Origin of the sequence: Novosphingobium resinovorum (assembly GCF_001742225.1) — a bacterium.
Taxonomy (GTDB): domain Bacteria; phylum Pseudomonadota; class Alphaproteobacteria; order Sphingomonadales; family Sphingomonadaceae; genus Novosphingobium; species Novosphingobium resinovorum_A.
The window spans coordinates 346,082-371,481 of record NZ_CP017075.1 but is presented as its reverse complement, the minus strand read 5'-3'; the positions used below and the strand labels follow the sequence as shown (position 1 = coordinate 371,481).

Below are 25,400 nucleotides of genomic sequence, written 5' to 3'. Positions count from 1 at the left end.
GTCAGCCCGGACTGGCGCGCACGCCGTAATCGATGCGGATGCGTACCCATTCGCCGACCTGCGGCTTGCCGTTGATGCGCGGCGGGATCACCTGGAACTGCCACGCGGCGTTGAGCACCGCACGCCCGAAGCCCGAACCGCGCGGCGACTCGCCGAGTATCTGGCAGTTCTCGACGTGATAGTGATCGATCGTCTGGCAGGCGACCATGCCCCAGCCCTCGGGCGGGGCATTGGCGGGCATGTAGCCGCCGAGCTGCGCATCGGTGGGCCTGCGGAACCAGTCTGCATTATAGAGCGTGGCGCCGCCCGGCCCCTCGCCGGGACCGTAAGTCGAGCCGCTGTTGCCGCCGCCCGAGGGACTGCCGCTGCCCGAACTCTTCATGCCGCCGATATCGGCCGCCGCCATGTCCGACTTGGAGAGCTTGAGGAAGCTGAAGGCAGGCTTCTCCGGCGTCTGGGTCGGCTTCTCGATCGGCTGTACCGGTGTCTCGACCGCGACCTTGGGCTGTTGGACCTGGTCCTTCTCGGCCTTCTCCGCCTTCTTGGCGGGCTCCGGAGACTTGGCGCCGGTATCGGCATCCTCGCCCTCAACATTAAAGGTGACGGGGTTCTTCGCCTTCTCGCGCAGAGGGGCCACCGCCGTCTGATAGATCGCGATCAGCAAGGCGATCACGATGATCGCCGCCGACAGCAGTGAGGATATCAGGCGTTGGCGAGGCGAACCGGATTGGTATCCGCCCCTGTCGGCGTAGGAGGGCATGGCGCGCCTCATTAAGCGAGCCGTGCTCGCGCTGCAATTACGGCTTTGTTGCAGAGTGTCGCAATCTCTGTGGACTGTGGCGCTTTCGCCCACCCCGTCCGGCTAGGCAGCCCTTCGACAAGCTCAGGACTGCCAAGCCTCCCGGCCCTCCCGCATGCGGGAGAGCAGGTCCGACTTGCTCCCCTCCCGCTTGCGGGAGAGGCTGGGGGTGGGGGTGGGGGTGGGGGTGGGCCTTTTATTGATTAGTAACGCCGCGCAACGGCGAACTCCACCGCCTCGGCCATGGCGTTGCGTGCCTCGCCCGCAGGGAAGCCTGCAATCGCGTCGATCGCGCGCTGGGCGTAAAGCCGTGCCCGCTCGCGGGTCGCCTCGACGCAGCCGTGGCGGTTGATCAGTTCGACCGCATGAGCGAGGTCTTCGTCCTCGGTGCGGAAACCGGCGATGGCGTCCTCCCAGAACTTGCGCTCCTCGGCATTGCCGCGCGCGTAGGCGAGGATCACCGGCAGGGTCATCTTGCCCTCGCGGAAATCGTCGCCCTTGTCCTTGCCCGATTCGGTCACTTCCGAATCGTAGTCGATCGCATCGTCCACCAGCTGGAAGGCGATGCCGAGGTTGCGGCCATAAGCGTCGAGCGCCATTTCCTCCGCCTCGCTCTTTTCCGCAACGATCGCGGAAATGCGGGTGGCGGCGGCGAAGAGCGCGGCGGTCTTGGAGCCGATGATCTGGAGGTAATGGTCCTCGCTCGTCTCGATCCGGCGCTGCGCAGTCAACTGGTCGACCTCGCCGGCCGCGATGATCGAACTGGCCTTGGAGAAGACCCGCAAAACCTTGAGGCTGCCGTCCTCGACCATCAGTTCGAAAGCCCGGGTGAACAGGAAGTCGCCCACCAGCACCGTCGCCGGATTGCCGAACACGATGTTCGCGGCAGCCTTGCCCCGGCGCATGTCCGAACCGTCGACGACGTCGTCGTGAAGCAGCGTGGCGGTGTGGAGGAATTCCACGGCGGCGGCCAGCTTGTGGTGGCGGTTGCCCTGGTAGCCGCACAGCTCAGCAGCCGCGACCATCAGCATCGGGCGCATGCGCTTGCCGCCGCCCGAGATCAAGTGCCCGGCAAGGGCGGGAATAAGGGGAATCTCACTCTGCATGCGGTCGAGAATGACGGCATTGACGCTGTTCATGCCGGACGCGGTAAGCGCCAGCATGGGAGCCAGGGAGGGTTGCTGCCTGCGCGTCTGCAGGGGGACGATATCTGCGCTCATCGCTGCGCGCTTTGGGCTCAAGGCGACCGCAACGCAAGTGCAAACGGTATCAACCGTGGCCGCAACCGGATTGGCAGAAGTGGGAAACCCGTGCTAGCGGGCGCTGCGATGACTCAGCAGACTTCCTCGACCGTCGGCACCGTCGACCCCGTCCTCGCGGGCTTTCGTTCCAGCATCGATAACATCGATGCCGCGCTGATCCACATGCTCGCCGAGCGTTTCCGGATCACCAAGGCCGTGGGCGAATACAAGGCGAAGACCGACCTTCCCGCCTCCGACCCCGGCCGCGAGGAGCGCCAGATCGCCCGCCTGCGCAAGCTGGCCGAGGACGCGCATCTCGACCCCGATTTCGGCGAGAAGTTCATCCGCTTCGTGATCGACGAAGTGATCCGCCACCACGAGCGGGCGAAGAACGAGGGCTGAGTTCCTCCCCGAACTTGTCTCGGGGAGGTGGCGGCGACGCAGTCGCTGACAGAGGGGCTGCGTCCTCTCCCCCTCCACCACCGACTTCGTCGGCGGTCCCCCTCCCCGAGACAAGCTCGGGGAGGAACTACCGACTTACTCTTCCACCAGACCCTGCAGGCGCGCCATCAGCGTCTGGATCCGCGTCGCCGCCTCGGTGAAGGTCGCGACGTCGTCACGGTTGCCGTTGCCGCGCGCTTCCTTGGCCGATTCGAGGTAACCCTCGAGATCGACTTCCAGTGCGTCGACCAGCATTTCGATCTCGTCCGAAGTCAGCGGGACGTTGATGGGCTTGCTCATGAATGCTCCTGAATTGGCTATGCGGCGCAGATAGCCGCCCTGCCCGCGACCGCAAGCCGTGGCAGGGCCGGTTACCCCGAAAAATGTGCCGGGAAACGTATTACGCCCCAGTCCGCGGCAGCTTCAGTTTCACCAGCAGCCCGCCCAGATCCTCGCTCTCGTCGAGTTCGACGGTGCCGCCGTAAATCTCCACCACATCGCGCACGATCGCAAGCCCCAGGCCGGTGCCGGGCTTTCCGGTATCGAGCCGCGCGCCGCGATCGAAGATGCGGGTGCGCTCGGCCTCGGGGATGCCCATGCCGTCGTCCTCGATCCAGATTTCGCAGAACCGCTCGTTCTTCGCCGCATCGACGGTGACGAAGACGCTGCCGCCGCCGTACTTGGCCGCATTCTCGATCAGGTTGCCGAGCATTTCCTCGAGGTCCTGCTTCTCCATCGCCACGATGGCGTCGTGGTTACCGTCGAGATCGAGGCGGGTCTGGTCGTAGAGCCGCTCGACCGCGCGCATCACCGCCTCGAGGCTCGGCCAGACCTCGGCACGTGACTGGCCGACGGCGCGGCGGCCGACGGCGCGGGCGCGGGCAAGGTGATGGTCGACCTGACGGCGCATCACCGCCGCCTCGCGAATCACGGTGTCGGCAAGGTCCGGCGCCTGTGCCGTGGCGGCGTTCATCACCACCGTCAGCGGCGTCTTGAGGGCATGGGCGAGGTTGCCCGCGTGGGTGCGCGCCTCCTCCGCCTGCCGCTCGGTATGGGCGAGCAGCGCGTTCAGCTCGTTCACCAGCGGCTCGACCTCACGCGGGAGCGGATCGTTGACGCGGCTGGAGCCGGTGGTGCGCAGCTTCTGGATCGCGCGGCGCACATGGCGAAGCGGAAACAGGCCGTACCATGTCTGCATCCCCGCCATCAGCAGCAGGCCGACGCCGAGTGCGACGAAGCTGTAAACCAGGATCGAGCGGATCATCTTGATCTGGTCGTCGAGGTCCTTGCGGCTGGCCGCGACGGTGAACATCCACTTGGCATCGCTGCCCGGCAGGATGATCGAGCGCTCCATCACGCGAAGCGGCTCGCCCTCGAACTGGAAGCTGTCATAAACATGGGTTTCGGCGTCGAAGTGGCCGTCCGGCACGTTCAGGCTGCGGTCCCACAGCGAGCGCGAGGGAAAATCCTCGTGCCCCTTGGCGCGAATCTGCCAGTAGAGGCCGGAATTGGGTTCGAGGAACCGCTGGTCGCCCAAGGGACGCAGGAAGAAAACCTCGCCGTCCTGCGAAATCTCGGCCGAGCCGATCATGCCGGTCAGCATGTAGCCCAACTGTTCGTCGAAGTTGCGCGTGACGATGCCGGTGACGGTGTGGTCGAGCGCCAGTCCACCCGCGAGCAGGAGGAAAGAGATCCACCCCGCCGCGATCAGCATCATGCGCCGCGCGAGCGAGCCGGTACTACCGGCCCGCTTCACGGGCGCCTGAGATGGGGCGGCGTCAGCCGCGGCCGGGTTCGGCGGGATCGTCGAGACTGTATCCAAGGCCGCGGATCGTCGTGATGACATCGGCACCCAGCTTCTTGCGGATGCGCGTGACGAAGACCTCGATCGTGTTCGAATCGCGGTCGAAATCCTGATCGTAGATGTGCTCGATCAGTTCGGTGCGGCTGACCACCTTGCCCTTGTGGTGCATCAGGTAGGACAGCAGCTTGTATTCTTGCGCGGTCAGCTTGACCGGCTCGCCGGACAGCGTGACGCGGCCCGAGCGGGTGTCAAGGCGCACAGGCCCCGCCGTCAGCTCGCTGGAGGTATTGCCCGAGGCGCGGCGGATCAGCGCGCGCAGGCGGGCGATCAGTTCCTCGGTCTGGAACGGCTTGGCCAGATAGTCGTCGGCGCCGGCATCGAGGCCCGCGACCTTGTCCGACCAACTGTCGCGCGCGGTCAGCACCAGCACCGGGAACGTGCGGCCCTCGCGGCGCCACATGCCCAGCACGGTCAGTCCGTCGATCTCGGGCAGGCCGAGGTCGAGGATCACCGCATCGTAGTCTTCGGTGGAGCCGAGGAAATGCCCATCCTCGCCATCGGCGGAGAGGTCCACGGCATAGCCGTTCTGCTCCAGCGTGGTCTTGAGCTGGTTGCCCAGGGTGGGCTCATCCTCGACGATCAGGATGCGCAATGTACCGTCCTCCTAACATGAACGAGGTTGAGATGGGCCGAAAGGGTGAAACGGTCAAGCAACAGGGCGTCGCTAAGTTCCCGGCCCGTTCCCGTACGAGCGCTCTAGCGCGACTGGCCGATGATGCGCCCCGTCCGGGCATCCACATCGACGAAATAGACCTTCCCGTTCTTGATGAACTTGAGGCGATAGGTCATCGCCGCCGGGTCGTACTCCGGCCCGATGTACTGCATTCCCGACATGCGGGGCAGCACTTCGCGCTCGATCTCGCGCGGGGGCAGCACGTTGCCGGCGCGGCGCTCACGCCGCAGTTCGCCTTGCTCGCCGCCGGAAGCATGCGCCACCGGAACAATCAGGGCGGGAAGCACGGCCAGCGCCGCAAGGAGGGTCGAAATCCTTTTCATCACGGCTTCGGTGCCTAAAGTTGAAGGCTTGAACAAGTCCTGAATGTGGCGGGAAGGTGGCAGACAGGTTTCCGGTGTGGCCGATGGGCAACGCAAACCTGATCCTCCCTGTCGCGCAGCGATGGGGAGGTGGCAGCCCGCAGGGCTGACGGAGGGGTCGCGTATTCCCCCTCCACCACCGACTGCGTCGGCGGTCCCCCTCCCCATCGCTGCGCGACAGGGAGGACTTGCGGTACTTCCCTTCCCCCTCACTCCCCTGTAGGGCGCGGCCCATGGCACTCGCACCGATCCTCAGCTGGGAAAATCTTGGCCTCGTCCAGGGCAATGGTTGGCTCTTTCAGGGCCTCGACATCAACGTGGGGCCGCGCGACCGGCTGGCGCTGATCGGCCGCAACGGCGCCGGGAAAACCACGCTGCTCAAGCTGCTGGCGGGGATCGTCGATGCCGACAAGGGCACCCGCTCGGTGCAGCCGGGCACGCGCGTCGTCACGCTGGAACAGGACCCGTTCTTCACCGGCTACAACACCCTGCTCGACTTCGCGATCCATGGCGACGACGCCCCCGCGCAGCACGAAGTCGAGGCGATCGCCGACCAGCTCGGCATCGACCTTTCGCGCGAGGCCGCCAGCGCATCGGGCGGTGAGCGCCGCCGCGCCGCGCTGTGCCGTGCGCTGGCGATGGAGCCCGACCTGCTGCTGCTCGACGAGCCGACCAACCACCTCGACCTCGCCGCGATCGACTGGCTGGAATCGTGGCTGCAGCGCTACAACGGCGCCTTCGTGGTCATCAGCCACGACCGCACCTTCCTCACCCGCCTGACCAACGCGACGCTGTGGCTCGACCGCGGCGGCCTGCGCCGCAAGGACATCGGCTTCGGCGGCTACGAGGCATGGGAAGAGGAAGTCTACGCCGAGGAAGCGCGCGCCGCGCAGAAGCTCGACGCCAAGCTCAAGATCGAGGCGCACTGGCTGGAACGCGGCGTAACCGCGCGCCGCAAGCGCAATCAGGGCCGTCTGGCGAAGCTGTGGGAAATGCGCGCCACCCGCGCCGCGATGGTCGGCCCGCAGGGCGCGGCCAAGCTGGAAGTCGTCGCCAACGACAGCAAGACCAAGTCGGTGATCGTCGCCGACAAGGTGACCAAGGCCTTCGGAGACCGCACGGTCATCAAGGACTTCTCCCTACGCATCCAGCGCGGCGACCGCATCGGCATCGTCGGCGCCAACGGTTCGGGCAAGACCACGCTGCTCAAGCTGCTGATGGGCGAGATGCAGCCCGATTCCGGCACGATCACGCAGGCCGCCAGCATGGAGCCCACTGTGATCGACCAGCAGCGCAGCCGCATGGAGCCGGAAATGCGTATCCGCGACGTGCTGGCCGAAGGCAGCGACTGGATCGACGTGCGCGGGGTGCGCAAGCACATCCAAGGCTATCTCAAGGACTTCCTGTTCGATCCGGGTCTGGTCGAGGCGAAGGTCGGCACCCTTTCGGGCGGCGAGCGTTCGCGCCTGCTGTTCGCGCGCGAATTCGCCACCACCTCCAGCCTGCTGGTGCTCGACGAGCCGACCAACGATCTCGATCTGGAAACGCTCGACCTGCTGCAGGAAGTGATCTCGGACTACGACGGCACCGTGCTGATCGTCAGCCACGACCGCGACTTCCTCGACCGCACGGTGAACATCACGCTGGGCCTCGACGGCTCGGGCCACATCGACGTGATCGCGGGCGGCTATGCCGACTGGGAAGCCAAGCGCCGTGAGCGCACCGTGGGCGCGGCGAAGAAGGCCAAGGCGGAAACCGCAGCCGCCGCGCCGCAGATGCCCGCCAAGAAGGCCAAGCTGTCCTACAAGGACCAGCGCGACTACGAACTGCTGCCCAAGCGGATCGCGGAACTGGAAGGCCTGATCGCGCGCGACGAGACGGCACTGTCCGACCCGGCGCTCTATACGCGCGACCCGAAGAAGTTCGCCGCGCTGACCGACGCCATCGCCAAGGCACGGACTGAAAAGGATACGGCGGAGGAGCGCTGGCTGGAACTGGCGGAGCAGGTCGAGGGCTGAAACCCACCCCCAACCCCTCCCGCGAGCGGGAGGGGAGCGAGACTTGGCGATTTATCGACTAGTCGCAGCGGGGTGGGCATACCGTGCGCAACGCCCCCTTGCCAAACCCCGCCAATCGGCCGATAGCCCCCTTAAACCAAATCGGTTACAGAGGCTCCGCATGATAAACCGCATCCGCGACATCCGCCGCCAGAAGAACATGACTCTGGCCGACGTGGCGCTGGCCTGCGATCCGCCGACCACCGCGCAGACCATCGGCCGCCTCGAAACCGGCATGCGCAACCTGTCGCTGGTATGGATGAACCGCATCGCCGCCGCGCTGCAGGTGGAGCCGGAAACGCTTCTGCGCTCCGAAGGCGCCGAGCCCGCCCGCCTAGTCGCCACGCTGGGCACTAAAGGCGCCGAGGCGCTGAAGAAGCCGGTCGATGCCGTGCTGCCCAACGATCTCTCCGCCGATGCGCCATGGGTCGTGGTTTCAGTGGACGCCGCCGTCGGCGAATACCGCGAGGGCGACCAGCTGTGGCTGCGCCAGCACCGTCCGGAAGAGGCCACCGACCTGCTCAACCGCGACGTCCTCGCGCCCATGCCGGGCGGACGCTTCGCGTTCGGTCGGCTTATCGAGGGTAGTGCACAAACCGTCACCCTCCTGCCGCCCGCCGCTGGCAAAAGCCCGGTCGCGGTGGAACAACCCGCCTGGCTCGCGGTTGCCGAAATGCTGGTCCGCAAGCTCTGACCCTCGGCCGCCACGGGAAATCCATGCACGTCCTGTCCATCGCCACGCTGTTTCCCAACCCGGTGAAGCCCTCGTTCGGCGTTTTCGTCGGCAACCAGATGCGCGCGGTCGTCGCCAGCGGTCAGGTGGAACTGACGATGGTGAGCCCCATCGGCATCCCGCCCTGGCCACTCTCCACGCGCGAGCCCTACGCGCGGCTGAAGGACATTCCGGAGGTGAGCGACGCGGTGGGCCTCAAGGTCCACTACCCCAAGTTCACCACGTTCCCGAAAGTCGGCGGTGACACCAATCCGGGGCGCATCGCCCGCGCCGTGCTGCCGTTGGTGCGCAAATTGCACAAGGAGAAGCCCTTCGACCTCGTCGATGCGCAGTTCTTCTTCCCGGACGGCCCGGCCGCGGCGATCGTCGCGCGTGAACTGGGCATTCCGCTGACAATCAAGTCGCGCGGGGCGGACATCCATTTCTGGGGCCAGCGCCCGCATGCCCTGAAGCAGATGCTGGAGGCGGCGCACCAGTCCGCCGGGCTGCTCGCGGTCAGTCAGGCGCTGCGCGAGGACATGATCCAGCTCGGCATGCCCGCCGACCGGATCGACATCCACTACACCGGCCTCGACCGCGAGAAGTTCCATCCGATCGAGCGCGGCGCCGCTCGCGCCCTCGTCTCGGCGATGCCGAATCTCGGCATCTGGTCCGAAGGTCCGCTGCTGGTGACGCCCGGTGCGCTGATCCCGCGCAAGGGTCAGGCGCTGGTGATCGAGGCGCTGTGCCGCCTGCCCGAAGCCCGCCTTGCGCTGGCCGGTAGCGGCGAGGACGAGGCACGGCTGAAAGCCCTCGCCCAGCGCCTCGGCGTGGCCGAGCGCGTGCAGTTCCTCGGCCTCGTCGATCACGAACTGCTGCCGCACGTCCTGTGCGCGGCGGACGTGCTGGTACTGCCCTCCGCCAGCGAGGGACTGGCGAACGTGTGGGTGGAGGGCCTCGCCTGCGGCACCCCGATCGTCATTCCCGACATCGGCGGCGCGCGCGAGATTGTCAGCGACGCCAGCGCCGGACGCATCGTCGAACGCACCCCCGACGCCATCGCGGCAGCGGTGGAGGACATCCTCGCCGATCCGCCGACACAGGCGCAAGTAGCCGAACACGTCAGCCGCTTCTCGTGGGGCGTCAATGCCGAGAACATCGTGCACTTCTGGAAGGGCGTGCTGGGGCAGGACGAACCCGCCCCGGAGCTTGAGGAAACCGCCTGACTTTTGCTTCGTCATTGCGAGCGCAGCGAAGCAATGACGGATTTCAGAGCGACGAGCCGCCGTCCAGCACGAACTCCGCGCCGGTGGCGAAGGCGCTCTCGTCGCTGGCGAGGTAGAGGCACAGCGCCGCCACTTCCTCCGGCTTGCCGAGACGGCCGATCGGGTGGCCCGCGACCCATTCGGCGTAGAGCTTTTCGGGCTGGTCGGATTGCGCCAGCACTTTGTCGAGGATCGGCGTGTGGATCACGCCGGGATGCACCGAATTGCAGCGGATGCCGTACTTCTCGTGCGCGTAGTGCAGCGCGATCGACTTGGTCATGTGAGTGACGCCCGCCTTCGCGGCGTTATAGGCGGCCAGATAGTCCCGAGCACGGATGCTCGCCATCGAGGCGATGTTGATGACCGAACCGCCGGTGCGCTTCATCAGCGGAACGACATGCTTGCAGCCAAGGAACGGCCCGGCAAGATCCACGTCGAGTTCATGGCGGAAAGCGTCCAGAGTCAGCGCCTCCACCGAACCGACGGTGGTGATCCCGGCGCAGTTCACAAGCACGTCGAGGCGGCCATGCAGTTCGTCCGCCCGAGCGAAGGCGGTGATCCACTGATCTTCCTGCGTCACGTCGAGAGGGACGAAATGCGCCGCCGCGCCAAGGTCTGCGGCCAGCCGCTCGCCCGCAGCCGCGTCGATATCGGCGACCAGCACCGCTGCGCCCTCGGCCATGTAACGGCGCACGATCGCCTCGCCCAGCCCCGAGGCGGCGCCGGTGACCAGCGCCACTTTGCTTTCGATCCGTCCCGTCATGCCGCTCTCTCCGTTTTTCTTCGGCCACGGACTTGGCCCGCGGCGTCGCTCTCGGCCACCTGTGCAAAGTGAGAGCGGCGCTTCGCCCGGGGCGCCCCTAGCCTTCGCGGCACAACGAAGAGAGGACAATTCCATGCGCATCATCGTGGCCGGCTGGCTGCGCTATGCAGGCGACGAGAGCACCTGCGCCGAGATCATCACCACGGGCCGCGACCACATCCTCGCCGCGCGCGAGGAGAAGGGTTGTCTCGCCTATACGTGGGCGGTCGATCCGATCGATCCCGGCGTGATCCAGGTCTACGAGGAATGGGAGAGCGAGAAAGACCTCCTCCAGCACTTCGCCGACCCGCCTTACGCCGACATGCGCGCGCATCTGGAGCAGTGGGAGATCACCGGGTTCGGCGTGCAGCTTTACGGCGCGGGCATGCCGGAGGCGGTCTATGCGGATGACGGCTGGCCGCGGAAGGAGATTTTCGGGGTAACGCTGGAAGGCTGACACCGGGCAAATGTGCGTCGTCCCGGACTTGATCCGGGACCGCTGGCCGTGAACCACCGAACCATCGGCAGGGTGCTTCGCGGCGAGCACGCATCTAAAGACAGCCAGCGGCCCCGGATCAAGTCCGGGACGACGTCACCCCTCGATCGGGATCAGGAAATCCATCGTGTAGCGCTTGGCCTTCCAGCCCTCGGGCGTGCGCACGACGTCGAAGTAGTAGCGCCCGTTGACGGTGATCCCGCCGCCCGCCTTGTACTTGCCCATGCCGATCACATAGGCGCGGATCGACGCGGTATCGCCGTCGTAGGCGGTGATCGCGAAGTTCGTCAGGTAATGCGCGTGAGCCGCCATCGCCGTGAAGGTGTCCTCGAAGAACTTGCGGATCTCGCCGTGTCCATTGAGGCTGGGAAAACCGATGCCCGACAGGTCGAACACCGCGTCCTCCACGAAGACGGCGCAGATGCCGTTAAGGTCATGCAGGCTGTCGACGGCATGGGCATAGGACACAAGCAGGTCCTGGATCGCCAGACGATCCTCGATGGGGCAGGCGATCATTCTGACGCACCCTTCACGTAATCGTTGAGCAGTTCGTGGAAGCGCTGGATACGCTTTTCCTGACCCGGCAGGATGCAGCCCTTGAACCCGCGGGAGTTCAGGCCCTGTTGCTGGCTGGTGCCGATCGACAGGTCCTGATCGGCCACGTAGCCCACCGAAACGCCGTCGCCGTAAACCGAATGGCGCGCCACCGCGTCATGCTGCAGCGGCAACATGCCGAGCGGGGTGAAGACCTCCTTCATGCCCTCGACCGGCGGATAGAGGCACCAGTGCTGGAACACGCACTTTTCCGGATCGGTCGGGTGCGGCTCGGTGCGCAGGACCTGCAACTGCTCGGGGCTCATGGTGAGCGTCAGGTTGGGGAACAGAGTGCAGTGGAAATAGTCCACCAGCTGCTGGTCGCTCATGTTGTCGTAATTGGTGTAGCCCCGGCCCGGACCGAGGCGGCGCTTCGCCTCGATGATCGCTTCGCGCAGATCACCCGTGCGGCCGTTGTATTCCTCGGGATCGATGCCCCACGCCCGCGCTGCCTCGCCCAGCGGAGCGGGCACTTCGGAGGTGTGGTAATCGACGCGGGTGGTCGCCTGATGGCCCTTCATCCACATCGAGTTGTGGCCCGAGGGGTACATCTCGAACAGGGTGTCGGGCAGGCCGTCGTTGATGAAGGTCGCCAGTTCGGGGTGGATCGTCGGGAGGTGATAGCTCTCGTTGAAGTTGTCGCGGATGATCTTCCAGTTGAAGTCCGCATCGGCCGAGACGTTGAGCACCCGCACCCAGTTCTCGATTCCGTAGCCCTTAAGGCGCTCGGGGAACGGTTCGAGCCATTCGTGCAGCGGGGCGACGTCGTCGTCCATGCACCAGAACACGAACGGGCCCCATGTCTCGCAGCGCAGTTCGGAAAGGTGGACCTTGCCGCAGGGCGTGCCGCCTTCGAAATCGTCGGGGTCCTGCACTTTGGCGAGGGTGCCGTCGAGGTCGAAGGTCCAGTTGTGATAGCCGCAGACGATGCGCGGCACGCTGGCCATCTCGCCCAGCACGAGCCGGTTACCCCGGTGCGGGCAGGAGTTGTAGAACGCCTTGATCGAGTCGTCCTCCTGCTTGACCATGATGACGGATTCTTTGGCGAAGTTGTGGCGGATGATGTCACCCGGCTCCTCCAGTTCCGCCAGCAACCCGCCAAGGTGCCAGACCTTGGGCCAAAGGTTCTTCATCTCGCCGTCCATCCACTCCTTAGTGGTGTAGCGGTCGGCGGTGATGGTATCGCCGCGCACCGGCGGATCGAATTCCTGCGAGTAGCGGGAAACCTTGGTATGGATGTTCATGGCTTCAGGTATCCTGTGGTTATCGCTGTTATCGTTGGCCAGAATTGGACTGGCTGGGATCGGTGCCGGCCCGGCCGCCGCGCGGGGCTTCCGGATTGGCGGCGAAGAAGTCGAGGGTGCCCGGATCGTCCTTGACCCAGTCGGTCACCAACGTGCGGGTGACGATGCGCCATTCGCCGTCGCGGCAGGCATAAGTGTCGAGGTAGCGGCCCGAGATGAACAGGTCGCGCACGCCCCCGTCCTCGCTCGAAACCGAGTGCCACGCCTGGAAGTACCACTCGCCGGTAGCGCCATCCCCGTCGACGGCGATGCGCGACTGGCCGAGCAGGTGGTGCGTGGCGTTCATGTCGGCGAGGAAGCCTTGCGCGAAGGCCACGAATTCGTCGGCGCTGCCCTTCATCAGGCCGCAGTCGACGACGGCGTCGTCATGGAAGGCGCTGCGCTGCAGGTCCGGTTCCAGCCGGTCGAGACCGCGCATGTAGCGCGCCGCCGCATCGGCGATGTCGCGCCGCGCAGCGAGGTCGCGGACTTCAGCCTCGAGGTCGAAGCGGGTGGTCGTCAGAGTGTCCAAGAGGCAGGACTCCGGACAGATTGCTCGCGTGCGCTGGGCATGGCCTTTCACTCTCCCGTTCCCGGACAGGGCGCGTCTGTTTTCTTGCGCGCCTCTGGCCTTGAGTGCGGCCGGCGATAAATAAACCGGCTCAACTGCCGGTTTTTATGCTACGCTCCGGCGCATCTGCTAACCTGCGACTTAGGATAGGTTCGGGCGAACCCGCTGATAGCGCAGGGAAACAAAGGGATACGGGGGAAGGACGATGAAGGCCGAGGCACTGCAGGACCGGATGCTCAACGCGCTCATGCCCGAACTGCATGCCCGCCTGCCGGAGAATGGCGTCCCCGAAAAGTGGCAACAACGCAAGAGCGCGATGATGCGCGAGCGGCTGGTTTCCGGAGCGATCGACTGCCTCGTGGAGAGCGGCTACCCCGGCCTTACCACCGCCGCGGTGGCGAGCGCCAGCGAGGTGTCGCGCGGGACGATGCACCATCACTTCCAGACCAGAATGGAACTCGTGTCCGCCGTCGTCGATCAGGTCGTCTACCACCGGATGCGCACGTTCCTTGCCGACTACTTCGACGCGGTTTCGCGCCGCACCGACGAGCCGATGATCGAACTGGCCTGCGATGCCCACTGGCGCTCGGTCCAGACGCGGGACTATGCGGCATGGCTCGAACTGGCCGTCGCGGCCCGCACCGACGCGGAACTGGCGGCAATCTTCGAACCCGCCGCGCGCCGCTACGACGCCATCTGGGCAAGCGAGATGATCGAGGCCTTCCCGCAATGGCGGGAGGACTGGGACAACCTGAAGCTCGCGCACGACTTCACCAGCGCGGTGCATGCCGGGATGCTCCTGCACAAGCCGATCTTCGACGACACGCGGATCGACCGCCTGCGCCGCTTCGCCGCACGCACGATGCAGAAGCTGAGTGAGGATGCGGCGGGGGCTTCGACAAGCTCAGCCTGAGCGGGATCGGGAACAGAGCCCTACCTCCGCTCACCCTGAGCTTGTCGAAGGGGCGCAGCACCCGCGCTTCTCTCAAAAGTCACAGGTGTCGCTGCGGCGATCCCTCTTCCAGACTTGCTCCCGATAACGAATCCCGAAAACCGGGCATCGAAGGAAAGGATATCCCGATGGCGACAGTGGCAATCACCGGAGCAGCGCGCGGCATCGCGTACGAACTCGTCAAGCAGCATGCCGAGCGCGGCGACCGGGTCTATGCCCTCGCCCGCGATCCCTCGGGCGCGGCCGCGCTCAACGAACTGGCAGCCTCCTCGGACGGCAGGATCACGGTCCACGCGATGGACGTGGGCGACAATGCCTCGGTCGCCTCGGGCGCTGCGGATACCGGCAGCGAACCGGTCGACGTGCTGTACAATGTCGCCGGCGTCACCGGCAAGGCGGAACCGCAGTTTGACGGGATCGACTGGGACGACTTCGACAATTCGATCGAGATCATGCTGAAAGGCCCGCTGCGCGTGCTCAGCGCCTTCCTGCCGCGCCTGCACGACGGTTCGAAGGTCATCAACTTCTCCAGCCAGCTCGGCGCATCGACCTGGCCTTACGGCGGCTACTGGCCTTACGCGGCGGTCAAGGCAGGTCTGAACCGCATGATGCGCTCGGTCGCGTTCGACCTGATGGAACGCGGCATCGTGGTCGGCGTCATTCACCCCGGCTACGTCGCCACCGACATGAGCGGCCCCGGCGCCGACATCTCCCCGCAGGAAAGCGCGTCCTCGATCATGGCCCTGACGGATGGCTGGGCGATCGAGGAGACCGGCGAATTCTACAAGTGGAACGGCGAAAAGCACGCCTGGTAAGGAGACCCCGACCATGGCATTCACCGGACCGCTGGAGGACCGCATCCTCATCCGCGAATTGCTCGATACTTATGCCCACGCGGTGATGACCCGCGATGCCGAGACATGGGCCTCGACCTGGGCGGAGGATTCGTACTGGGCCTTGCCCGAATTTCCCGACCTTGGCGGCTTCACCGGCAAGGAAACGATCGTTTCCGCCTGGGTGGAATCGATGAAGAACTATGGCCTCGGCGGCAATGCCGCCAAGCCGATGGTCTACGTGGCCCACCCCGGCGAGATCCGCATCGAGGGCGACCGGGCCTCGGCGATCTCCTATACCTCGGAGATCTTCGAGGACCCGGCCTCGGGCAAGACCATGCGCCTTCGCGGCCGCTACGTGGACGAACTTGCGAAAGCGGACGGCCAGTGGCGCTTCACCCGCCGCGAATACACGACCTTCGACGCGCGCGAGGATTGATGCCCCGTCGTCCCGGGGCCAAGCCCGGGACGACGACGGCTTCACAGCCCCAACTGCTCGAACATCTTGCGGGTCATCGCGCTCATGTGAGCCATGACTTGCGCAATGGTGCCCTGCACTTCCGCGAAGCGCAGCGGCTTCACGCGCTCGACCAGCACTTCCTCAGGCGTTGGCTGCTGCGCAAAAAGCGCCATGACCTCGTCGGCGAATTCATCGAGCGGTTGGTAGCCTTCGCGCGTGCTCTGTCCGGGGGTGAGGTCGGTCTGCACGGCGGGAGGAGCAAGTTCGATCACCTCGACGCTACCGCGCAGCATCTCGCGAAGCGACATCGTGTAGCTGTGGATCGCAGCCTTGGTCGCATTGTAGGTCGGTGTGCCCGGCAGCGGCACGAAGGCCAAGCCCGACGTAACGTTGACGATCGTCCCGTCGCCCCTGGCCACGAGATGATCCACCAGCGCGTCGATGAGCCGGATCGGGCCGAGCAGGTTGGTGGTGATCGTCGCCTCGGCGTCCGACAAGTCGCGGGCGCGGTCCAGCCGCTCGTAGCGCATGATGCCGGCATTGTTGACCAGCACGTTGAGCGCCGGGAACTTCTCCAGCACTTCTGCGGCGAACGCAGCTACGCCTGCGGCGCTTTCCACGTCGAGCCTGATCGCATGCATGTTCTCGCGGCCCGCACAGGCGGCTTCCAGCGCGTCAAGGCGACGCCCGGCGACGATCACGGTGTTACCCGCATCGTGGAAGCGCTGCGCCAGCGCCTCGCCGATGCCCGAGCCGCCGCCGGTGATGAGGATGGTGTTTCCGGTGGTCTTCATGGGGACACTCCTTGGTTGACGCCTCCGATCTAGCACTCCACATTCTATCGGAAAGAAGGCACCCAAAAGATTTATACTTACCCGAAAGAGAGTGACCCAATGGCCGCCCGTCCCGCCCCCGACAAGAACTGCGAGCACATCGACCCGCGCGTGGAAGCGCTCGTCACCGAGCTGATCGGGCGTGTAGCGGACAAGTGGACGATGATCCTGCTCGAAGTGCTCGAGGAAAACGGCGTGCAGCGCTTCACCCAATTGGCCCGCGCCGTGCCGGATATCAGCCAGAAGATGCTGACCCAGACGCTGCGCCGCATGGAGAGGGACGGGATGCTGACTCGCACCGTCCATCCCGTAGTCCCGCCGCGAGTGGACTATGCCCTAACCCCGCTGGGCGAGACGCTGTCCGAGGCCTTCTGCGGCGTATGGATGTGGGCGGAAGCGAACCTTGATCGCGTGGAAAGAGCACGCGAGGAATTCGACGCGCGTTAGAGCGGCTCCCGAGTCATCAGGTGATTCCCCCTGCTTAGAAAATGCTCTAATTCAGGAGGCTGCGCAGCAGTTCCATCGCGCTGCGCCGGGCCAGTCGCTCCGGGACGTAGACGACCGGGACGGCCTTTCCCTCGATCAGTTCGGCGACGTCGATGGTTTCCTTGAGCGCGATGCCGCAGCGGTCATGCGCGCGCCAGCGGACCTGTCCCTTGATCACCTGATCGCCGACGACAAGCTCTACCGCGACGCCGCGTGCCGGAGGTGCATCGACCAGCGCCAGCACACCGCGCGAAGAGGCATTGGCCAGCGTCGCCTCGGCAACGCGGCTACCGATGCGGATGTTGGCCTTGATGGCCAGCATCGTGCGCGTTTCCATCCGCTGACGGTGAATGAACATGCCCGCTCCCTGCAAAGAACCGGGTCCGAGTATACGGGATGAATGCCTAAAACGGAGTTAAATCGCCTTTAACATCCCGGCCCGCCTTCACGGCGGGCCGGGAGCGTGGATCACGCCGCCTTCTTCTTAAGGCGCCAGGCATGCAGCAGCGGCTCGGTATAGCCGCTCGGCTGCTCGACGCCCTTGAACACGAGGTCGCAGGCCGCCTGGAAGGCCATGCTGGTGTCCCAGTTGCCCGCCATCGGTTCATAGAGCGAATCGCCCGCATTCTGCGCATCGACCTTGGCGGCCATGCGCTTGAGCGATTCCATGACCTGCTCCTTCGAGCAGACACCGTGCAGCAGCCAGTTCGCCATGTGCTGGCTGGAGATGCGCAGCGTCGCGCGGTCCTCCATCAGCCCGACATCGTTGATGTCCGGCACCTTGGAGCAGCCGACGCCCTGGTCGATCCAGCGCACGACATAGCCGAGCAACCCTTGCGCATTGTTGTCGAGTTCCTCGCGAACCTCTTCCTCGGACCAGTTGGTGCCTTCGGCCAGCGGCACCAACAGTAGCAGGTCGAGCCCGGGAATGTCCTCATTGGCGATGCCTTCGCGCAGGCCGAAGACATCGACCTGGTGATAATGCATCGCGTGGAGTGTCGCAGCGGTCGGCGACGGCACCCAGGCAGTGTTAGCGCCGGTCTTCGGGTGGCCGATCTTCTGCTCCATCATGTCGCGCATCATGTCGGGCGCCGCCCACATCCCCTTGCCGATCTGCGCCACGCCCGAAAGACCATGGCGCAGGCCGATGGCGACGTTGCGCTTCTCGTAGGCCGCGATCCACGCCGAGCCCTTGATCGCGGCCTTGCGGATCATCGGACCCGCATGCATCGAGGTGTGAATCTCGTCGCCGGTGCGGTCGAGGAAGCCGGTGTTGATGAAAACGATACGGTCCTTCACCGCCTCGATGCAGGCACCAAGGTTCGCCGACGTCCGGCGCTCCTCGTCCATGACGCCGACCTTGATGGTGTAGCGCGAGAGGCCCAGCAGGTCCTCCACCGCATCGAACAACGCGTTGGTGAAGGCGCACTCCTCAGGCCCATGCATCTTGGGCTTGACGATGTAGATGCTGCCCTCGCGGCTGTTGCCGTACTTCGTGAGGCCCCGAACGTCCTGCGTCGAGATTGCGCTGGTGATCACCGCGTCCATGACGCCCTCGGGGATTTCCGAGCCATCGGGCAGCAGGATCGCCGGGTTGGTCATGAGGTGACCAACATTGCGCACGAACAGCAGCGAGCGGCCGGACAGCGCCTTCTCGGCCCCATCCGCAAGCGTCACCGTCTTGTCGGCCGCCAGTTCGCGCGTGAGCGTCCGGCCACCTTTTTCGAAGGTGTCGGTCAGGTCGCCCCGGATGATGCCAAGCCAATTGGAATAGCCGGCGATCTTGTCTTCGGCATCGACCGCCGCGACCGAATCCTCGAGATCGACGATGGTGGTCAGCGCGGCTTCGAGGACGATGTCGGCGATGCCAGCCTTGTCCGTGCTGCCGACCTGGCTGGCCGCATCGACGACGACTTCGATGTTGAGGCCGTTGTTGGCGAACAGCAGGCCCTTGGCGGTACGACCGATGAACTGCGACGCGTCGGCGATTTCGACTGTATCGACATCTGCCAGATCAGCCCACGAGCCTGCCTTCAGCGGCACCGCCCGGTCGAGGAACGCCCGACCCGCCGCGATGACTGCGGCGCCGCGCACCGCGTCGTAGCCCGGCCCCTGCGCGGGCGCGGCGTCGAGCGCATCGGTGCCATACCAGGCGTCATAAAGGCTGCCCCAGCGAGCATTGGCGGCGTTCAGCAGAAAGCGCGCGTTGAGCACGGGCACGACCAATTGCGGCCCGGCCATCGTCGCGATTTCGGGATCGACGCCCTGGGTGCCGATGGTGAAGTCGGCCGGTTCGGGCACGAGATAGCCGATCTCGCGCAGGAAGGCCTGATACTCGGCCTGGTCGATCGGCTTGCCCGCACGCGCAAGGTGCCACTCATCGATCCGGGCCTGAAGCGAATCGCGCTTGTCGAGGAGTGCGCGATTGCGCGGCGCAAACTCGGCCACGAGCGACGCGAAGCCCTGCCAGAAGCCGGCAGCATCCTGTCCGATCGGGGGCAGAACCTGCTCCTCCACGAACTTCGCCAGCCCCGCATCGACCTGCAGCCCCGAACGATCAACTCTGTCAGTCATTGCCATCTTCACCCTTTGGCCTCGCAATGGTTTGGAACGCGCACGGGTATCGTGCCACGCTCTCGTCAAATACCAAAACTGCCCTGGGGAAGGATGTGAGCCCTATGGCCGATGCGCGCGGCCTTGGCAACCGCGCCGAAAGTATCGTCATCCATCAGTCGGTTGCGACGCGGGACACCTTTTACGGGCCCGTCCTGATTTATTAATCGTCGGAAACCCTTACATTCAAGGTTTCGTTAAGCACGAGACTCGGCGGGAACGCGCGGTTGGCACGAACGTTGCTGAACTGTGACCAGAACAAAGGGATGAAAATGCTCCGGAAAGTCGGTCGCCTGTTCGTGATCAAGAGCAACTGGGAAGCCTACATGATCATCTACGCCCTCGCGCTGGGCGCGGTGGAGCGTGGCAGTGTGTACCTTACCCGGTTCCCCGGATTCGGTGGCAAGCTCCTGTTCCTGGCTTGCACCGGCGCCGTGTTCATGGCCGGCGCCAAGATTCTCGACTGCATCAAGTTCGAGAAGGCCGCGCTGCTTGCGAAGGCACAAGCCTCCTCTCCCGACCATGGGGTCGAGCGAAAGGCCGCGTAACTGTCAGAAATTCGCCCCGTCGATCTTTTTGACCGTCAGCGCGTCAAGGTCGGCGTCCGGCACGCAGCGCAAGTTTATCGCCGCCATCTTCGCGCCGTCGGGCCCCTCTCCTCGCGCAAAGGCCTCAACCCCGCAGGTCGGGCAGAACTGGTGCCCGATCACGTGCCGGTTGAAGCGATACTCGACGAGATCATCCGCCCCGCTCCCGATCGTCAGGGCCTCGTGCGGGACGAAGGCAAGGAGGAATCCCTTGCGGCGGCAATGTGAGCAATTGCAACTCATTGCCTCGGCAGGAATTTCTCCGGAGACCGAGAACGTCACCTTGCCGCAATGGCAGCTGCCTGAAAATGTCATGGCCGAACCATCCTTTCCGTGAAGCGGCCGCAAGCCGGGCATGGAGCGGAGAGGTGGGGCGATTCTGTTGATAGGCTCGCCCCCAGCCCCCGGAATCCGCTTCTGTTACCCGGTGGGTCCAACCGTGTTCTAACTTTGTAACTTCAGGGCGTTAGCCCCTAGAATTACGCCGCGAGAGCAAGTGCTTCGTTGTCGTTGGCACTTATGAGTTTTGAGCCTTGAACGGGTTACTCAGCCCGGAAGAAAACACCGCTTTTCAACACACGTCGATCCTAGTTCGGCCCCGTCATCACCCCTGCGACAACAGGGTTGTTCCCGTATGGAAACGGGTGATGGTGGAGCCGCCGGGTACCGCCCCCGGGTCCGCTGCGTCTATTGCACGGGGCAATTTATCCTCATAGCCGACCGAGGCCGGCAGGAGCCCATATAGGGGCTCCCGCCTGAATGTGAAGTGAAAGTGGATGAGTTGTTTGGGGAATGCCCATGCTGGGCATTCCCGTTGCGGCACCGGCCCACGCCCCCACCCGACCACCCAACGATAGTACCCTAAGGGTGGTCGGGTGGGGGCGTGGGCCGGTGCCGCAAAAATCCGCCTGCGGCGGATTTTCAGATTACTTCTTGCGCAGTTCCTCGAGGATTTCCTTCAGCGCGATCAGTTGCGGATCAACCGGGGCTTCCGGTGCCGGAGCGGCTGCAGCGGCTTCGGCTTCCTGCTTCTTCACCGAATCGATCATCTTGTTGACCGAACGGACCAGCAGGAACAGCACGAAGGCGATAATCAGGAAGTTGACCACCTGGGTGATGAACTCGCCGTAGCCGATCATCGGCACGCCGGCCGCCTTCAGCGCGGCATAGTCGGTAAGGCTGCCCTTGTAGTCCGCCGGTGCGTCGCCCAGCTGGAAGAAATACTTCGAGAAATCGATGCTGCCGAACAGCCAGCCGATTACCGGCATGATCATGTTCTCGTTCAGTGACGACACGATCTTGCCGAAGGCAGCACCGATCATCACACCGACTGCGAGGTCCAGCACGTTGCCGCGTGCAATGAACTTCTTGAATTCGTCTACGATTGCCATGCGCCTGGTTCCCCTTCTGCCGGCCAAATGGAAATAAATCTGAGTGCTGTTTGACACACTCCACCCGGCCCCTCAAACGTTTGTTAACCGACCGGGTTTCCACCGAGCCCGCCCGGCGTCCTTGATCCGCCATCGCGGAGCGCTATCTATCCCGTGGAAGCCGCCGGTTCGCCCGGCGCGCAGTGGAGGAACGAAGTCCGATGACGCTCTTCAACGCCCGCTCGGCAAAGACCGGTCTGGTTCTCGCGGCCGCGCTTTCGCTGTCCGCTTGTGGTTTCAACTCGGTGCCTACCAAGCAGGAGGCTGCCAAGGCCAAATGGGCCGATGTCGAGGCCGCTTTCCAGGAACGCTCGAACCTCGTTCCCAACCTTGCCGCCGTCGCCAAGGGTGCGGCCGAGCAGGAAAAGTCGATCCTCGTCGGCGTGACCGAGGCCCGCGCCAAGGCCACCTCGGTGCAGATCAGCGCCGACGACCTCGGCGACCCGAAGAAGATGGAGCAGTTCCAGCAGGCGCAAGCCAACCTTGGCGCCGGCATCGGCCGCCTGCTCGCCAGCGTGGAAGCCTATCCGGACATCAAGTCCAGCACCAACTACCAGATGCTGCAGAGCCAGCTCGAGGGTCAAGAAAACCGCATCCGCGTCGCCATCCGCGACTACAACGGCGCGGTTCAGGACTACAACACCGAAGTCCGCACTTTCCCCTCGATGATCGGCGCGCGCCTGCGCGGAGCCGATCCGCTGGTGCCCTACAAGGCCGTTACGCCCGGCGCCGAAGCCGCCCCGAGCCTCGAAGGAAAGCTCTGATCCGATGGCCCGCATCCGGGCCGTCTCGCTGGCCGCGCTTCTGTGCCTGCTGGCCCTCGTTTCGGGGGCTGGCAGCGCATGGGCGCAGGCCGCGCAACTGCAGTTCCCCAAACTCACGGGGCGCGTCGTCGATGCCGCGAACATCATCCCCGACGCCGAGGAAGCGCAACTGACGCAAAAGCTGGAGGCGCTGGAGAAGCAGTCGCACCGCCAGCTGGTGGTGGCGACGATCCCTTCGCTCAATGGCTACGAGATTTCCGACTACGGCTACCAACTCGGCCGCGCCTGGGGGATCGGGCAGAAGGGTGACAACAACGGCGCCATCCTCATCGTCGCACCCAACGAGCGCAAGGTGCGCATCGAGGTCGGCTACGGCCTCGAAGGCACACTGACCGACGGGATGAGCTTCCTCATCATCAACCAGCAGATCCTCCCCCGCTTCAAGGCCAACGATTACCCCGGCGGGATCGAGGCAGGCACCGACGCCATCATCAGGCAACTGACCCTGCCCCCCGAAGAGGCGCAGAAGATCGCCGCCCAGGCCGACAAGGCGCGCGCCGATCAGGGCGACGACATCTCGCCCGGCACGGTCATCTTCATCCTCTTCGTGATCTTCTTCTTCGTCCTGCCGATCATGCGCGCGGCCAGCCGCGGCGGACGGCGCAGCCGCTACGGCAGCATCGACACACCGATCATCTGGTTCCCCACCAATTCCGGCGGTAGCAGTTGGGGTGGCGGCGGTGGCTGGGGCGGCGGAGACGGCGGCGGCTTCTCCGGAGGCGGCGGCGATTTCGGCGGCGGCGGCGCGAGCGGGGACTGGTAGGCCATGGCAAGACCCAAATACCTCACCCCCGAGGACCACGAGCGCATCCGCGCCGCGGTGGCCGAGGCCGAACTGCTCAGTTCAGGCGAGATCGTCACGATGCTGACCGACCGATCGGACGGCTACACCGACGTCGCGCTGGCGTGGTCGGCCTTCGTGGCGTTCCTGGCCCTCTCCGCGCTGGCGATCGCGCCTGATTTCTACATGGGTCTCTACGACGCACTGATCGCCGACTGGGGCCATGAGTGGTCGCCCGGAATGATCCTCTCGCTGGCGCTGGGCGTGGCGACGATCAAGTTCGCGGGGATGACGCTGCTGCAGCTGTGGCAGCCGCTCAAGTTCTTCCTGATCCCGGCGCCCATCCGCACCACCCGCGTCCACGGCCAGGCCACCCGCGCCTTCCGCATGAGCGCGGAGCGGCGCACCACCGGGCGCACCGGCATCCTCATCTACATCTCGATGCGCGAACACCGCGTCGAGATCCTCGCCGACGAGGCCATCGCCAGCAAAGTAGAGCCCGGCACCTGGGCCGACGCCATCGCCGCGATGCTGGGCGAACTGCGCGAGGGCCGCACCGCCGACGCCATGATCGCCGGCGTCGCCAAAGTCGGCGCGATCCTCTCCTTGCACGTCCCGCGCCTGCCGGACGACGTCAACGAACTGCCCGACGGAACCATCGAATTATGAGCATGCCGGATCATTACGATGCCGATCACCCCGTCGAGACGATGTGGGAAGGCCGCTTCATCACCGTGAAGAAGAAGGGCCGCTGGGAATACGTCGGCCGCGCGCGCGGCATCCGCGCGGCGGTGATCCTGGCGATCGACCCGGAAGACCACGTCATCCTCGTCGACCAGTACCGCGTGCCGCTCGGCAAGCGCTGCATCGAACTGCCCGCAGGGCTCGTCGGCGACGATGACGATAAGGCCGATGAGCACGCCGCCACCGCCGCCGCGCGCGAACTGGAGGAGGAAACCGGCTACCACGCAGGCCGCATCGAGAACCTCGGCGAGTTCTACTCTTCGCCCGGCATGGTCTCCGAAAGCTTCACGCTGTTCCGCGCGCACGATCTGGTGAAGGTCGGCGAAGGCGGCGGCGTCGACAGCGAGGACATCGTGGTGCACCGCGTGCCGCGTTCGGGGCTTGCACAGGCGCTCGAAACGTGGCGCGGCGAGGGATACGCGATCGACGTGAAGATGCTCACGCTGCTCGGCCCGTCCATCCTCGGCTGACATGCGCACCAACCCCGGCGTCTGCCAGCGCAAGGCGCGCTACGCCAGCGAAGCCGAGGCGCTGGAAGTCGCCGCGCGGGCACCCTTCCCGCTGCGTCCGTACAAGTGCGGGCTGTGTCGCAGGTATCACCTGACCAGCCGGACCAAGGGCATGAAGCTGCCGAAGTTCGAACTGGAGAGGCGATCGAGTAATTCCTCCCCGAGCTTGTCTCGGGGAGGTGGCAGCCCGGAGGGCTGACGGAGGGGGAATTTCCGGAACTCGCGCCCTCCACCACCCGCTGCGCGGGCGGTTTCCCTGCCCGAGACAAGCTCGGGGAAGAATTTTACTTACAGCGTCGTGAAGATCGCGCCGAAGTCCTTGCCGCCGTTGCCGGCCTCGACGAAGGCTTCGTAGATCTTCGTCGCGTGCTCGCCCATCGGCACGGTGGCGCCCGCCGTCTCAGCGCCGCCCATGGCGAGACGCAGATCCTTAAGCATCAGCGCCGAGGCGAAACCGCCCGCATAGCCATTGTCCGCCGGGCTGGCCGCGCCGACGCCCGGTGCCGGGGTATAGTCGTTGAGCGACCAGCAGTAGCCGGTGGACTTCGAGCTGATCTCGTAGAACTTCTGCGGATCGAGGCCCGCCTTCTCGGCCAGCGCCAGCGCCTCGCAGGTGCCGATCATGTGGACCGCGAGCAGCATGTTGTTGCACATCTTGGCAACCTGCCCCGCGCCGCTCTCGCCCGCGAGAATGACGGCTTTGGCCATCGGTTCGAGCACGACTTTCGCCTTCTCGAACGTGGGTGCCGGACCGCCCACCATGAAAGTAAGCGTGCCGCCGTTGGCCGCCGCGATGCCGCCCGAGACCGGGGCATCGACCATCTCGTAGCCCGCCGCCGTCGCCAGCTCGGCCACTTCGCGCGCCGTGGCGAGGTCGATGGTCGAGCAGTCCAGGAACAGCGCGCCCGCCGGGGCCTTGCCGATCACGTCGGCAGTGTAGACCGCCTTCACGATGCCGCCGTTGGGCAGCATCGTGACGACGGCTTCGGCGTCCTTCACCGCGTCGGGGACGGCGGTATAGGTGGCGCAGCCGTTCTCGGCCGCCTTGGCCAGCGCGTCGGCGGACAAGTCGAAGGCGTGGACTTCGTGGCCCGCCTTGACGAGGTTTGCGGCCATGCCGCCGCCCATATTGCCCAGGCCGATGAATGCGATCTTCATGGAATATCTCCCCTCCCGCTTGCGGGAGGG

The 25,400-nt window shown here is 65.3% G+C and carries 31 protein-coding genes and 1 other RNA gene; 15 read left to right on the top strand and 17 right to left on the bottom strand.

What is annotated here, in order from left to right:
* Window position 1 precedes the first annotated feature (1 nt).
* Window positions 2–760, bottom strand: a complete 759-nt coding sequence (locus BES08_RS01680; RefSeq protein WP_069707528.1) for an energy transducer TonB — start codon at window positions 758–760, stop codon at window positions 2–4.
* 242 nt (window positions 761–1,002) lie between these two features.
* Window positions 1,003–2,019, bottom strand: coding sequence for a polyprenyl synthetase family protein (locus BES08_RS01675; protein WP_036522601.1), 1,017 nt, complete (start codon window positions 2,017–2,019; stop codon window positions 1,003–1,005).
* A 108-nt stretch (window positions 2,020–2,127) separates the two neighbouring features.
* Between BES08_RS01675 and BES08_RS01670 the strand changes: the two genes are divergently transcribed.
* The gene (locus BES08_RS01670) at window positions 2,128–2,442 is read left to right on the top strand and encodes a chorismate mutase (RefSeq protein WP_008832035.1); all 315 of its coding nucleotides are present in this window, start codon (window positions 2,128–2,130) and stop codon (window positions 2,440–2,442) included.
* Between the two features lie 135 nt (window positions 2,443–2,577).
* Here the strand turns inward: BES08_RS01670 and BES08_RS01665 are convergent, their stop codons facing one another.
* The 4 genes from BES08_RS01665 to BES08_RS01650 all read right to left on the bottom strand — a co-directional run bounded on the left by BES08_RS01665 (window position 2,578) and on the right by BES08_RS01650 (window position 5,341).
* On the bottom strand, window positions 2,578–2,781 hold the full coding sequence (locus tag BES08_RS01665) for a hypothetical protein (protein WP_008832034.1): 204 nt from the start codon (window positions 2,779–2,781) through the stop codon (window positions 2,578–2,580).
* Window positions 2,782–2,881: 100 nt separating this feature from the next.
* A complete protein-coding gene (locus BES08_RS01660) occupies window positions 2,882–4,198 on the bottom strand; it encodes a sensor histidine kinase (RefSeq protein WP_231958208.1) in 1,317 nt (438 codons plus the stop codon).
* A 61-nt stretch (window positions 4,199–4,259) separates the two neighbouring features.
* Complete coding sequence (locus BES08_RS01655) at window positions 4,260–4,937, bottom strand: response regulator transcription factor (RefSeq protein ID WP_008832032.1); 678 nt, start codon at window positions 4,935–4,937, stop codon at window positions 4,260–4,262.
* 104 nt (window positions 4,938–5,041) lie between these two features.
* Complete coding sequence (locus BES08_RS01650) at window positions 5,042–5,341, bottom strand: PepSY domain-containing protein (RefSeq protein WP_008832031.1); 300 nt, start codon at window positions 5,339–5,341, stop codon at window positions 5,042–5,044.
* A 272-nt stretch (window positions 5,342–5,613) separates the two neighbouring features.
* On the opposite strand from BES08_RS01650, the gene BES08_RS01645 reads away from it, so the two are divergent.
* The 3 genes from BES08_RS01645 to BES08_RS01635 all read left to right on the top strand — a co-directional run bounded on the left by BES08_RS01645 (window position 5,614) and on the right by BES08_RS01635 (window position 9,375).
* Window positions 5,614–7,398 carry an ABC-F family ATP-binding cassette domain-containing protein gene (locus BES08_RS01645; RefSeq protein ID WP_069707527.1) on the top strand — a complete coding sequence of 595 codons (1,785 nt, stop codon included), beginning with the start codon at window positions 5,614–5,616 and terminating at the stop codon, window positions 7,396–7,398.
* Window positions 7,399–7,558: 160 nt separating this feature from the next.
* A complete protein-coding gene (locus BES08_RS01640; RefSeq protein ID WP_069707526.1) occupies window positions 7,559–8,131 on the top strand; it encodes a helix-turn-helix domain-containing protein in 573 nt (190 codons plus the stop codon).
* A 23-nt stretch (window positions 8,132–8,154) separates the two neighbouring features.
* On the top strand, window positions 8,155–9,375 hold the full coding sequence (locus BES08_RS01635) for a glycosyltransferase (protein WP_069707525.1): 1,221 nt from the start codon (window positions 8,155–8,157) through the stop codon (window positions 9,373–9,375).
* Between the two features lie 43 nt (window positions 9,376–9,418).
* On the opposite strand, the gene BES08_RS01630 is transcribed toward BES08_RS01635, so the two are convergent.
* Window positions 9,419–10,177: a glucose 1-dehydrogenase gene (locus BES08_RS01630; protein WP_008830437.1), complete on the bottom strand. Its 759-nt coding sequence runs from the start codon at window positions 10,175–10,177 to the stop codon at window positions 9,419–9,421.
* Window positions 10,178–10,310: 133 nt separating this feature from the next.
* On the opposite strand from BES08_RS01630, the gene BES08_RS01625 reads away from it, so the two are divergent.
* The gene (locus BES08_RS01625; RefSeq protein ID WP_069707524.1) at window positions 10,311–10,673 is read left to right on the top strand and encodes a putative quinol monooxygenase; all 363 of its coding nucleotides are present in this window, start codon (window positions 10,311–10,313) and stop codon (window positions 10,671–10,673) included.
* Window positions 10,674–10,808: 135 nt separating this feature from the next.
* Here BES08_RS01625 and BES08_RS01620 read toward each other — a convergent pair whose 3' ends face one another.
* The 3 genes from BES08_RS01620 to BES08_RS01610 are packed head-to-tail and all read right to left on the bottom strand — an operon-like array spanning window position 10,809 to window position 13,121.
* Entirely contained in the window at window positions 10,809–11,228 is a 420-nt protein-coding gene (locus BES08_RS01620) for a nuclear transport factor 2 family protein (protein WP_069707523.1), read from the bottom strand.
* Window positions 11,225–12,550 carry an aromatic ring-hydroxylating oxygenase subunit alpha gene (locus BES08_RS01615; protein WP_069707522.1) on the bottom strand — a complete coding sequence of 442 codons (1,326 nt, stop codon included), beginning with the start codon at window positions 12,548–12,550 and terminating at the stop codon, window positions 11,225–11,227. The genes BES08_RS01620 and BES08_RS01615 overlap by 4 nt, the downstream gene beginning before the upstream one ends.
* A gap of 28 nt (window positions 12,551–12,578) precedes the next feature.
* Window positions 12,579–13,121 carry a nuclear transport factor 2 family protein gene (locus BES08_RS01610; protein ID WP_069707521.1) on the bottom strand — a complete coding sequence of 181 codons (543 nt, stop codon included), beginning with the start codon at window positions 13,119–13,121 and terminating at the stop codon, window positions 12,579–12,581.
* 244 nt (window positions 13,122–13,365) lie between these two features.
* On the opposite strand from BES08_RS01610, the gene BES08_RS01605 reads away from it, so the two are divergent.
* The 3 genes from BES08_RS01605 to BES08_RS01595 all read left to right on the top strand — a co-directional run bounded on the left by BES08_RS01605 (window position 13,366) and on the right by BES08_RS01595 (window position 15,384).
* Window positions 13,366–14,073: a TetR/AcrR family transcriptional regulator gene (locus BES08_RS01605; RefSeq protein WP_069707520.1), complete on the top strand. Its 708-nt coding sequence runs from the start codon at window positions 13,366–13,368 to the stop codon at window positions 14,071–14,073.
* A gap of 167 nt (window positions 14,074–14,240) precedes the next feature.
* Window positions 14,241–14,927, top strand: coding sequence for an SDR family NAD(P)-dependent oxidoreductase (locus tag BES08_RS01600; RefSeq protein WP_069707519.1), 687 nt, complete (start codon window positions 14,241–14,243; stop codon window positions 14,925–14,927).
* 13 nt (window positions 14,928–14,940) lie between these two features.
* Window positions 14,941–15,384, top strand: coding sequence for a nuclear transport factor 2 family protein (locus tag BES08_RS01595; RefSeq protein ID WP_069707518.1), 444 nt, complete (start codon window positions 14,941–14,943; stop codon window positions 15,382–15,384).
* Between the two features lie 41 nt (window positions 15,385–15,425).
* Here the strand turns inward: BES08_RS01595 and BES08_RS01590 are convergent, their stop codons facing one another.
* Entirely contained in the window at window positions 15,426–16,199 is a 774-nt protein-coding gene (locus BES08_RS01590) for an SDR family oxidoreductase (RefSeq protein ID WP_069707517.1), read from the bottom strand.
* Between the two features lie 99 nt (window positions 16,200–16,298).
* Here BES08_RS01590 and BES08_RS01585 point away from each other — a divergent pair, with 99 nt between their 5' ends.
* A complete protein-coding gene (locus BES08_RS01585; protein ID WP_069707516.1) occupies window positions 16,299–16,685 on the top strand; it encodes a winged helix-turn-helix transcriptional regulator in 387 nt (128 codons plus the stop codon).
* A 46-nt stretch (window positions 16,686–16,731) separates the two neighbouring features.
* On the opposite strand, the gene BES08_RS01580 is transcribed toward BES08_RS01585, so the two are convergent.
* Window positions 16,732–17,082 carry a hypothetical protein gene (locus BES08_RS01580; RefSeq protein WP_008830426.1) on the bottom strand — a complete coding sequence of 117 codons (351 nt, stop codon included), beginning with the start codon at window positions 17,080–17,082 and terminating at the stop codon, window positions 16,732–16,734.
* A gap of 110 nt (window positions 17,083–17,192) precedes the next feature.
* On the bottom strand, window positions 17,193–19,298 hold the full coding sequence (locus BES08_RS01575) for a malate synthase G (RefSeq protein ID WP_069707515.1): 2,106 nt from the start codon (window positions 19,296–19,298) through the stop codon (window positions 17,193–17,195).
* A gap of 311 nt (window positions 19,299–19,609) precedes the next feature.
* Here BES08_RS01575 and BES08_RS01570 point away from each other — a divergent pair, with 311 nt between their 5' ends.
* The gene (locus tag BES08_RS01570; RefSeq protein WP_069709114.1) at window positions 19,610–19,885 is read left to right on the top strand and encodes a hypothetical protein; all 276 of its coding nucleotides are present in this window, start codon (window positions 19,610–19,612) and stop codon (window positions 19,883–19,885) included.
* Between the two features lie 3 nt (window positions 19,886–19,888).
* Here the strand turns inward: BES08_RS01570 and BES08_RS01565 are convergent, their stop codons facing one another.
* The 3 genes from BES08_RS01565 to mscL form a co-directional block, all read right to left on the bottom strand.
* Window positions 19,889–20,239 (bottom strand): GFA family protein, encoded by a 351-nt coding sequence (locus tag BES08_RS01565; protein ID WP_069709113.1) that lies wholly within the window; start codon window positions 20,237–20,239, stop codon window positions 19,889–19,891.
* A gap of 91 nt (window positions 20,240–20,330) precedes the next feature.
* Window positions 20,331–20,694, bottom strand: a transfer-messenger RNA (tmRNA) gene (gene ssrA, locus BES08_RS01560).
* A gap of 156 nt (window positions 20,695–20,850) precedes the next feature.
* Entirely contained in the window at window positions 20,851–21,315 is a 465-nt protein-coding gene (gene mscL / locus BES08_RS01555; RefSeq protein ID WP_069707514.1) for a large conductance mechanosensitive channel protein MscL, read from the bottom strand.
* Between the two features lie 200 nt (window positions 21,316–21,515).
* On the opposite strand from mscL, the gene BES08_RS01550 reads away from it, so the two are divergent.
* Genes BES08_RS01550 through BES08_RS01530 form a run of 5 tightly spaced genes read left to right on the top strand, consistent with a single transcriptional unit; the run spans window position 21,516 to window position 24,411 of the window.
* The gene (locus BES08_RS01550; protein WP_008830421.1) at window positions 21,516–22,118 is read left to right on the top strand and encodes a LemA family protein; all 603 of its coding nucleotides are present in this window, start codon (window positions 21,516–21,518) and stop codon (window positions 22,116–22,118) included.
* Between the two features lie 4 nt (window positions 22,119–22,122).
* Window positions 22,123–22,941 (top strand): TPM domain-containing protein, encoded by an 819-nt coding sequence (locus tag BES08_RS01545; RefSeq protein ID WP_069707513.1) that lies wholly within the window; start codon window positions 22,123–22,125, stop codon window positions 22,939–22,941.
* Between the two features lie 3 nt (window positions 22,942–22,944).
* Complete coding sequence (locus tag BES08_RS01540) at window positions 22,945–23,628, top strand: TPM domain-containing protein (protein ID WP_069707512.1); 684 nt, start codon at window positions 22,945–22,947, stop codon at window positions 23,626–23,628.
* A complete protein-coding gene (locus BES08_RS01535; protein WP_375154512.1) occupies window positions 23,625–24,173 on the top strand; it encodes an NUDIX hydrolase in 549 nt (182 codons plus the stop codon). Before BES08_RS01540 ends, BES08_RS01535 begins: the two co-directional genes overlap by 4 nt.
* Before the next feature lies 1 nt (window position 24,174).
* Window positions 24,175–24,411 carry a hypothetical protein gene (locus BES08_RS01530; protein ID WP_036522589.1) on the top strand — a complete coding sequence of 79 codons (237 nt, stop codon included), beginning with the start codon at window positions 24,175–24,177 and terminating at the stop codon, window positions 24,409–24,411.
* An 89-nt stretch (window positions 24,412–24,500) separates the two neighbouring features.
* Here BES08_RS01530 and mmsB read toward each other — a convergent pair whose 3' ends face one another.
* Window positions 24,501–25,370 carry a 3-hydroxyisobutyrate dehydrogenase gene (gene mmsB, locus BES08_RS01525; protein ID WP_069707511.1) on the bottom strand — a complete coding sequence of 290 codons (870 nt, stop codon included), beginning with the start codon at window positions 25,368–25,370 and terminating at the stop codon, window positions 24,501–24,503.
* Window positions 25,371–25,400: the final 30 nt, after the last annotated feature.